Origin of the sequence: Streptomyces sp. CLV115 (assembly GCF_038448545.1) — a bacterium.
In the GTDB taxonomy this organism is placed as follows: Bacteria; Actinomycetota; Actinomycetes; order Streptomycetales; family Streptomycetaceae; genus Streptomyces; species Streptomyces sanglieri.
The window spans coordinates 41,822-50,458 of sequence record NZ_JBCEWQ010000052.1; the positions used below are offsets into that span (position 1 = coordinate 41,822).

The 8,637-nt window shown below is 73.1% G+C and carries 6 protein-coding genes; 3 read left to right on the forward strand and 3 right to left on the reverse strand.

The window, feature by feature from the left end; translation table 11 throughout:
- Positions 1-98: 98 nt before the first annotated feature.
- Complete coding sequence (locus tag AADR41_RS19485) at positions 99-2,000, reverse strand: alkyl/aryl-sulfatase (RefSeq protein WP_342282690.1); 1,902 nt, start codon at positions 1,998-2,000, stop codon at positions 99-101.
- A 282-nt stretch (positions 2,001-2,282) separates the two neighbouring features.
- On the opposite strand from AADR41_RS19485, the gene AADR41_RS19490 reads away from it, so the two are divergent.
- Positions 2,283-3,599: a DUF2254 family protein gene (locus tag AADR41_RS19490; protein WP_342282691.1), complete on the forward strand. Its 1,317-nt coding sequence runs from the start codon at positions 2,283-2,285 to the stop codon at positions 3,597-3,599.
- Between the two features lie 48 nt (positions 3,600-3,647).
- On the opposite strand, the gene AADR41_RS19495 is transcribed toward AADR41_RS19490, so the two are convergent.
- Complete coding sequence (locus AADR41_RS19495; RefSeq protein WP_342282692.1) at positions 3,648-5,030, reverse strand: MFS transporter; 1,383 nt, start codon at positions 5,028-5,030, stop codon at positions 3,648-3,650.
- Positions 5,027-5,635 (reverse strand): ArsR/SmtB family transcription factor, encoded by a 609-nt coding sequence (locus AADR41_RS19500; RefSeq protein WP_342282693.1) that lies wholly within the window; start codon positions 5,633-5,635, stop codon positions 5,027-5,029. Before AADR41_RS19500 ends, AADR41_RS19495 begins: the two co-directional genes overlap by 4 nt.
- A 218-nt stretch (positions 5,636-5,853) precedes the next feature.
- Between AADR41_RS19500 and AADR41_RS19505 the strand changes: the two genes are divergently transcribed.
- Complete coding sequence (locus AADR41_RS19505) at positions 5,854-7,890, forward strand: SpoIIE family protein phosphatase (RefSeq protein ID WP_342282701.1); 2,037 nt, start codon at positions 5,854-5,856, stop codon at positions 7,888-7,890.
- Between the two features lie 112 nt (positions 7,891-8,002).
- Entirely contained in the window at positions 8,003-8,614 is a 612-nt protein-coding gene (locus AADR41_RS19510; RefSeq protein WP_342282694.1) for a TetR/AcrR family transcriptional regulator, read from the forward strand.
- Positions 8,615-8,637: the final 23 nt, after the last annotated feature.

An 8,637-nucleotide genomic window follows, 5' to 3' on the forward strand; every position in this document is an offset into this window, starting at 1 on the left:
TCCTGATTCCGGAACCATCCGGTGAACCCGGGGCGAAGTGCGGGGGGCGCCGCCGTGGCACACCGGTGGCGACCCCCCGTGTCCCCGGGTGACGGTGTTCACGGGGTGACGACGGCGAAGCCGGGGTCGGGCTCGCCGAGGTGGCCGAGCAGTTCGTCCACCTTCGCGAGATCGCCGTCGGCCTTCGCCCTCCCCTGCTCCACCAGACCGGGGACGGACGCCTCGCCCAGGAGCACGGCGCGCAGGGCGTCCTCGTCGAGCGTCACCTCGACGTCCGGTTCGCAGGCCGCGGGCCCGACGCCCGTCACATGGGTGAGGACTCCGTTGCGCAGCCGCACGGTGACGGGCTGCCGGTCCTTCACGCTCCAGCGGACGCAGATGTCCGCGTCCCAGCTGCGGGGTCCGTCGACCCGGATGGCGAGGGCGTCGAAGAGCTGGTCGAGCGTCAGGGCGCGCATGAGGTCGGGGGACGCGGTGGCGGTCGGGGTGCCGACCGGGCCGTGGCGCAGTTCCAGCGCCCCGGTGAGGTAGAAGTTGCGCCAGGTGCCGTTCTCGCTGCCGTAGCCGAGCTGTTCCAGGGCATCGGCCTGGAGGTCGCGGGCCGCGGCGTTGTCCGGGTCGGCGAACACCACGTGGTTGACGACCTGGACCACCCAGCGGAAGTCTCCGGCGGCGAAGGACTCGTGCGCCCGGCGCAGCACCTCGTCGGCGCCGCCCATGAACTCGACGTACCTCCTGGCGCTCTCGACCGGCGGATGCTCCCACAGGTGAGCGGGATTCCCGTCGAACCAGCCCATGTACCGCTGGTAGACGGCCTTCGTGTTGTGGCTGACCGATCCGTAGTAGCCGTGGGTGTGCCAGGCCCGTTCCAGGGCGGGTGGCATCTCCATCGTCTCCGCGATCTCCAGCGGGGTGTGTCCGCGGTTCAGCAGGCGCAGGGTCTGGTCGTGCAGATAGGCGTAGACGTCGCGCTGTTCGGTGAGGAACTCGACGGCGCGCTCGCGGCCCCACACGGGCCAGTGGTGCGAGGCGAAGGCGACGTCGGTGCTGTCGCCGAAGAGGCCGACCGCCTCCGTCAGGTACCGGGCCCACTCCCTCGGGTCGCGCACCTCCGCGCCGCGCAGCGTCAGCAGGTTGTGCAGGTTGTGGGTGGCGTTCTCCGCCATGCAGAGCGCGAAGTGGTCGGGGAAGTGGATGTTCAGCTCGGCGGGGGCCTCGGTTCCGGGTGTCATCTGGAAGACCATCCGGATGCCGTCAACCGTCTCCGTCTGCCCGGTGCGGGTGATGTCCAGCGTGGGCGGGATCAGTCCGACGGATCCCGTCGAGGTCGTCTGTCCGAGTCCCGCGCCGATCTGGCCGCGCTCGCCCTTCGGCAGCGCGGCACCGTACATGTAGGCGGCGCGGCGGGCCATCGCCGTGCCGGCGTAGACGTTCTCGCTGACGGCGTGTTCCAGGAACCCCCTGGGAGCGATGACCGGAACCCCGCCCCCGACGTCGGCGTCGGTCACCACGCCCCGTACCCCGCCGAAGTGGTCGACGTGGCTGTGGGTGTACAGGACGCCGGTCACCGGGCGGTCGCCCCGGTGTTCGCGGTACAGGGCGAGGGCGGCGGCAGCGGTCTCCGCCGAGATGAGGGGGTCGATGACCAGGACACCCCGCTCCCCCTCCACCACCGTCATGTTGGACAGGTCGAAGCCCCGGACCTGGTAGATGCCCTCGACCACTTCGAACAGGCCGTGATCGGCCGAGAGACGGCTCTGGCGCCACAGGCTGGGGTTGGCCGTGCCGGGGCAGTCCCCGGCGAGGAATCCGTAGGCCTGGAGGTCCCAGACGGTGCGTCCGGCGGCGTCACGGATCACCTGCTCGCCGGCGGTCCCGACGAAGCCCCGGCGGGCGTCGTCGAGGTCGCGGGTGTCGTCGAAGGGGAATCGCCGCAGTACCGCGGAGTTGTCCTGCACTATTCGCTGTTGCGCGGGCTTGGAGCCTGTCTTCCGGGTCATCTTCTCGGTCTCCCTCTCCCGCGGTCCCCCGGCCGAGGTGCGCGGACTCGTCCGGCCCACCCTCCGACGGCGGGCATCGGGGCACGATCGGGGCCGGGCCGAACGGGGGAATCGAAGGCGGCTCCGTACCGGGCCTCCTCGCCCGCGCGGAGCATCGCGGCTTGTGGGACCTGTGGCGGGGTTCCACGATGGCGGTCTCGGACGTGACGGCATCGTGGTCAGGAGGGGCATGAGCAGCGCCGCATCCCCGCCCGGCCCCGCGCGCTCCCCGCACGCACCACGATGACACCGCCCGTCCGTGCCCGGGCACCCCGCCGCAGCAGGGGCTCCCACCGGGCCCGCAACGTACGCAGCCGCGGCGCGGCCGTTCTGCTGGTCGTGCTCGGCGCCTTTCTCGGATGGGCCGTGCCCTGCTGGGAGCGGCATCTGCCGTCGACAGGGCTGGGGTTCGACGCGGGGACGGCGCAGGCGACGCTCGCCGCCATCGCGGGCGGCATGATCACGCTCGCCGGTTTCATCGTCACCGCGATCACGCTCGTGATCCAGACCGTCCAGTCGATGTCGCCCCGGCTGGTCTCGGCGCTGGGTCATTTCAGCCGGTACCTGGTGCTCTTCGGGCTGCTGATCGGCACCGCCCTGTACGCGCTCGTGGCCCTCAGCCAGGTGCGGGAAGATCTGGTGCCCCGGGGAAGCGTCACCCTCGCCGTGGGGCTGGTGCTGGTCGATTCCGTCGTCGTGCTCCGTCTCCTGGCCTCCCTGCGGCACGCGGTGACGGGCGGCGGCCTCTCGCGCGGGGTGGGCGAACGGCTGCGCACCGTCATCGACCAGACGTATCCGCCGGGGCCCGCGGTGCCCGTGCCGCCCACCGCCGACGACGCCCACCGCGGCGCCCGCGTACCTGTCGTCCACGGGGGCGGGCCGGCCGTCCTGCTCTCCGTCGACGAGCCGAAGCTCGTACGGCTCGCCGCCCGCCACGGTCTCCGGATCCGCTTCGTGCGCGCGATCGGGGACTTCGCGGGGGCCGGTGCCACGATCGCGCTCCTGGAACCGGTGGGCGGCCGGCGCGGCGCGGACGTCCGTCCGGCACACGTCGGCGCCTGCGTCCGGTACGGTCCCAGCCGCACCGTGGAGCAGGACGCCGCGTACGGGTTCCGGCTGCTGGCCGACATCGCGATCAGGGCGCTCTCACCGGCCGTGAACGACCCGACGACGGCGGTGCAGGCCCTGGACCAGATCGAGGACGCGCTCCTGCGCCTTGCACCACGCCCCCTGGGCGACGCCTGGCTGCTCGACGGCGGCGGCACACCCCGGGTGTCGTACCCGGCGCCCGGCTGGGCGGACTTCGTCTCCCTCGCCCTGGACGAGACGCTGCTGTACGGGTCGTCCAACCCGCAGATCGTCCGGCGCCTGCGCGCGCTGCTGGAGCGCGTGAGCGCCGCCGCGCCGCAGTCGCGCAGGCCGGAACTCGCCCGGCGCACGGCCGCGTTGGAGCGCCTGTCCGCGACCGCCCTGTCCGACCCCCTGCTGGCCGCGGTCGCGGACGTCCCGGACCACCAGGGTCTGGGCGGCCCGGCCCCTCGGGGGGACTCTCCCGGCTGAGGCCGAAGCGGTGTCCATGCTTTGCACCGGGCCGCCGCCGCACACGTCTCATGGAGCCACCGGCCGATTACCGGCGTCCACGTCTCCGGCGCCGCCCTCGGTGTTGTCCGATGCGTCGTCCCGTGCGTCCTGCGGCGCGTCGTCCGGCGCGTGGTGCGGTTCGTCGTGCGGTGCGTCGTCCGCTGTCAGGGAACGGATGCGGGGTATCGGCGAGGGCAGCAGCCAGAGCAGCGACAGGGCCCCGCCGACGGCGGCGACGAGAAGCGTGGCCCGCAGGCCGACGAGGGTGGCGAGCAGCCCGCCGGCCACGGCGCCGACGGGGCGTATCCCGTAGTTGATCGTGCTGTACGCACCGGCCACGCGGCTGCGCATGCCGTCGGGGATCACCGTGGCCTGGAGGGAGTTGAGGTTGACGTCGAACAGCATGACGCCGAATCCCGAGAGGAACTGGGCCGCGGCCAGGGCTCCGGCGCGCAGCCAGAGCGGGCCGCCCGCGGCGGCGGCGATGGCGAACGGCGCCGGGAACAGCACCGCGCCCAGGCAAATGCTGCGCCCCACGCCGAAGCGGAGCGAGATGCGCGGGGCGAGCACCGCGCCGAGGAGGGCACCGGTCGCGCCGACCCCGAACGCGATGCCGATCGCTCCGGCGGACAGTCCGAGACTCCGGCTGGCGTACAGCACGAACAGTCCGCTGCCCGCCACGAAGGTGAAGAAGTTGACGGTGGCCGCGCAGCCGAGCCCGGCCCGCAGTACCGGATGCCGGACGACGAAGGCCAGGCCGTCCCGGGCCCGCCGCAACAGCGAGGGCTCCGCGGTGGCGGCGGCCGGCGGTTCGGCGACCGGGACCCTGCTGATCAGGACCGCCGACACCAGGAACGTCAGGGCGTCCACCACGATGGCCACGGGTGCGGTCAGCACCTGGACCAGCGGGCCGCCGATGGCCGGTCCCGCGACGAACGACGCGGACCGGGCGGCGCTCAGCTTGCTGTTGGCGTCGACATAGGAAGCGCGTGGCACCAGGCGCACGAAGAACGGCGGATAGGCGGTGTTGAACAGCACCCCCGCGGCGCCGGTCAGCAGCGCCACGACGTACAGCTGCCCCAGGGTCACCGCGTCCAGGAGGTAGGCCGCCGGGAGGCTGAGCAGCACCGCGGCCCGCACCAGGTCGGCGAGGATCATCAGACGGCGTTTGCGGGCCCGGTGGTCGACCCAGGCCCCCAGGACCATGGCGAGCAGGTTCGGGGTCCAGATGAGCGCGGTCAGCCACGCCACCTCGTTGGCCGTGGCGTCCAGGGCGCCGACGGCGATCAGGGGCAGCGCCAGTTCGGTGATCCGGTCGCCGAACTGCGAGACGGACTGACCGGCCCAGAAGCGGCGGAACAGCCGGTCCCGCCAGAGCGACGGCTCGGCGCTCCGCGCCGGGCCGGTCACGGTGTCCGCCCGGTCTGCTCCCCGGCGCCTTCCGGCAGGACGTAGCGCAGCAGCCGGACGCCGCGGGCCCCGGCGGGCCGCTCGGCCGTGTCGCGGGTGACGTAGGGCGCGAGAAGGCTCTCGATGCCGTCCTCGATCGCCGCGAGCTCCTCCGCGGAGACGACGACGCGGGTGTCGGCCAGCCCGGCCTGTCCGAGCCATTGCGGGTCGAGTCCGGGTTCGACCTCGGCGGCCCATCGGCCCGGGAGGCCGGCGGAGCGCCGGAACATCTCCCGGGACAGCACCCGCGCGGCCGACCGGCCCTCCTCGTCGGCCGGGTCCTGCGGCATCTCGAACCGGAAGCCGCTCGCCACCGCCTCCCACCGCCGCTGGCGGCGGTCCGGGCCGGGTTCGCTGTCGCGGACCAGTCCGAATCCTGCCAGGTGGCGCAGATGCCAACTGGTCACGGACGGAGTCGCTCCCACGTCGGGCGCGAGCTGGGTGGCGGTGGCGGGTCCGTGCCGTTGAAGTTGGTCGAGGATCGCCAGTCGCACCGGATGTGCCAGTGCCCGCATGGCCTGCGGATCGGTGATCTCGATATCGCCCAGTCGGTTGTGGGAATCCATGACGTGAGAGCTTCCTCTCATAATACGTGAGAGTCAACTCTCACATCTGCGCCTCGGGCACCCTGCGAGAGTCCCCGGGTGGCGAAGTCCGCGGGGTGCGCCGACGCTTGTCCCTGACCTGCCGATCCGCACAGGCGGCGGAGCCTGATGGGGGTGAATCCGTGTCGGACGCGTCGGACGCCGGTGCGACGGTGCCCGCTTCGGCGTGGGCTGGCGACATGACGGCGGCGATCATGCACACCCTGTTCACCCAGTCCGCCGTGGGGCTGCATGTGCTGGACACGAAGTTGCGGGTGGTGCGGACGAACCTCCTCCCCGCCGCTCCGGCCGAGCCCCCGACAGGGCAGTACTTCACCGACGCGTACCGGGTGGAGCGGCCGCACGAGGCGGAGCGGGTGCTGCGCGAAGTGCTGGACAGCGGGGTGGCCGTGCGTGACCTGGTGGTCCGCGGCAGGCTCATGGACGACCCCGGCCCCGATCGCAGTCTCAAGGTCGACGTCCACCGGCTGGACGACGCACGGGGGCGGACGCTCGGCCTGCTGGCCACGGTCGTCGATGTCGACGAGCAGGAGAAGGCGCGCACCCGGGCGGCCTGTCTGGCCGCGGTGCGCACCCGGGTGGGCAGGTCGCTCGATGTGGCGGCCACCTGCGAGGGGCTGGTGACGGCCGTGGTGCCGGTCTTCGCCGACCTGGCCGTCGTCGAGGTGGTGGACGAGGTGCTGCGGGGGTCGGATCCGCCGCCGGGGCCGTTGGGGCACGACGTGCCGCTGCGCCGCGTGGCCCTGCGGGCCCACGGTGCGGACGGCCACCGGGACGGCCTCGTGGGCGAGATGCGCCGGCTGCCCGCCCGTACGCCCTACGCGCTGGCCGTCTCGGACCTCCGGCCCCGCCTGGTACGGATCGGCGCCCGTACGCCCTGGCTCGCCACCGCCCCCGAGAGCGCGCGGCTGATCGGGGCGACCGGGGCCCATTCCATGATCGTGGTGCCGCTGAAACTGCACGGCACGGTCCTCGGCCTGGTGAGCCTCTACCGGTGCCGGGATTCGGAGCCCTTCGAGGAGAACGACCTCCCGCTGACACTGACGGCCGCCGCCCATGTCGCCCTCAGCATCGACAACGCCCGGCAGTACGAGCGCGACCATGTGATCGCGTCCACGGTTCAGCGCCGGCTCCTGCCGCAGAGCGACGACGACAACGTCGCCCTGGAGACCGCCCATGTCCTGCTGCCCGGACGCAACAGCGGCTCCTGGTTCGACACCATCGGTCTCTCCGGCGCCCGCACCGCGCTGGTGGTCGGCGCCGTCGAGGGTCCGGGGCTCCAGACGGCCATCACCATGGGCCAGCTGCGGACCGCCCTGCACGCACTGGCCGGTCTCGACCTGGAGCCCGACGAGGTGCTGGCCAGACTGGCCGACACCGCCGACCGCCTGGCCAGGGAGCGGGAGGAGCTGCCGCCCGCGGACCGGCTGCTCGGGCAGTCCCTCACGGCCACGTGCATGTACGCCGTCCACGACCCGTTCGCCGGCACCTGCACCATCGCCCGGGCGGGGAACGCGACCGCGGGTCTCCTCGCCCCCGACGGCACCACGGTCCCGCTGGACGTACCCGAGGGCCCCCGGCTCTTCTCCGTCGACAGCGCCCCCTTCGCCACCGGCACCTTCACGCTCGACGAAGGCAGCGTCCTGGCGTTCTTCTCCGGCACCCCCATGCCCGAGGGCCGACGGCCGGCCGGTCTGCGCGAGGCCCTGTCCGATCACGGCCGCGGCCTTCAGGACCTGTGCGACGACGTGTTCTACAACCTGCCCGCCGACGCGCACCCCGAGGGCGCGGCCCTGCTCCTCGCCCGCACCGGCGTCGTCCCGCCCGACCGGTTCTCGACCTGGGACCTGCCCGGCGACCTGACCTCCCCCGGCGTCGCCCGCACCCTCGTGCGCGACCGGCTCGACGGCTGGCACCTCGACGAGGAGACGATCGAGGCGACCGAGCTCATCGTGAGCGAACTGGTCACCAACGCGGTCCGCTACGGAGCCCCTCCGCTGCGGCTCCGGCTGATCCTGGACCGCACGCTCACCTGCGAGGTGCACGACGGCAGCCCGGTCTCGCCCCATCTGCGCCACGCCCGCACCGTCGACGAGGGCGGGCGCGGACTGTTCATCGTCTCCCAGCTCGCCGCCCACTGGGGCACCCGGTACGGCGCCGACGGCAAGACCCTGTGGACCGAGCAGCAGATCGGGCCGGACGCGGACGGCCCCTGACCGGCGCGGGACGCCTCCGGCGCGGAGTCGCCCGGTTGCGCGACGGGCCATTGCACGCGGAGAACAACAGTGGTTGGCTGAACAACAGAAGATATGAATCGGGGTTCAAATCATGGCCTACCGACCCACCGCCCGCACGGAGGAGACCCGCCTCGCCCACCGCGAGCGGCTGCTCGACGCGGCGCGGCAGCTGCTCGCGGAGGGTGGGTATCCGGCGGCCGGCGTCTCCGCGCTCGCCCGGCGGGCCGGCGTCGCCACCGGCAGCGTGCACCACCACTTCGCCTCCAGGCAGGAGCTGCTCGCCGCCGTCTTCCGGCATGTCGCGGGCCATGAACTGAGCGCGGTACGAGGCGCGGTGCAGACGCGGAGCGGCTCCGCCGAGCAGCTGCGCGCGCTCGTCGAGGTCTTCTCGTACCGTGCGCTGAACAGCCCCCGTACGGCCTGGGCACTGCTGGCCGAACCGGTCGACCCGCTCGTCGAGGAGGAGCGGCTCAGCTACCGGCGCGGCTACCACCTGCTCGCCGAGACGGTCGTCGTCGCGGGCATCTCGGCGGGTGAACTGCCCCGGCAGAACGCCCAGTTGTCGGCCGCCGCCGTGATCGGGGCGATCGGCGAGGCGCTGCTCGGCCCGCTCTCGCCGGTCGGCGCGCGAACCGGTCCGGAGCCCGTCGTGGAGAGCATCACCGCACTGTGCCTCAGAGCGGTCGGGGCCCGAAGTTCCTGAACCCGGGCCGCCCACCGCCGTAC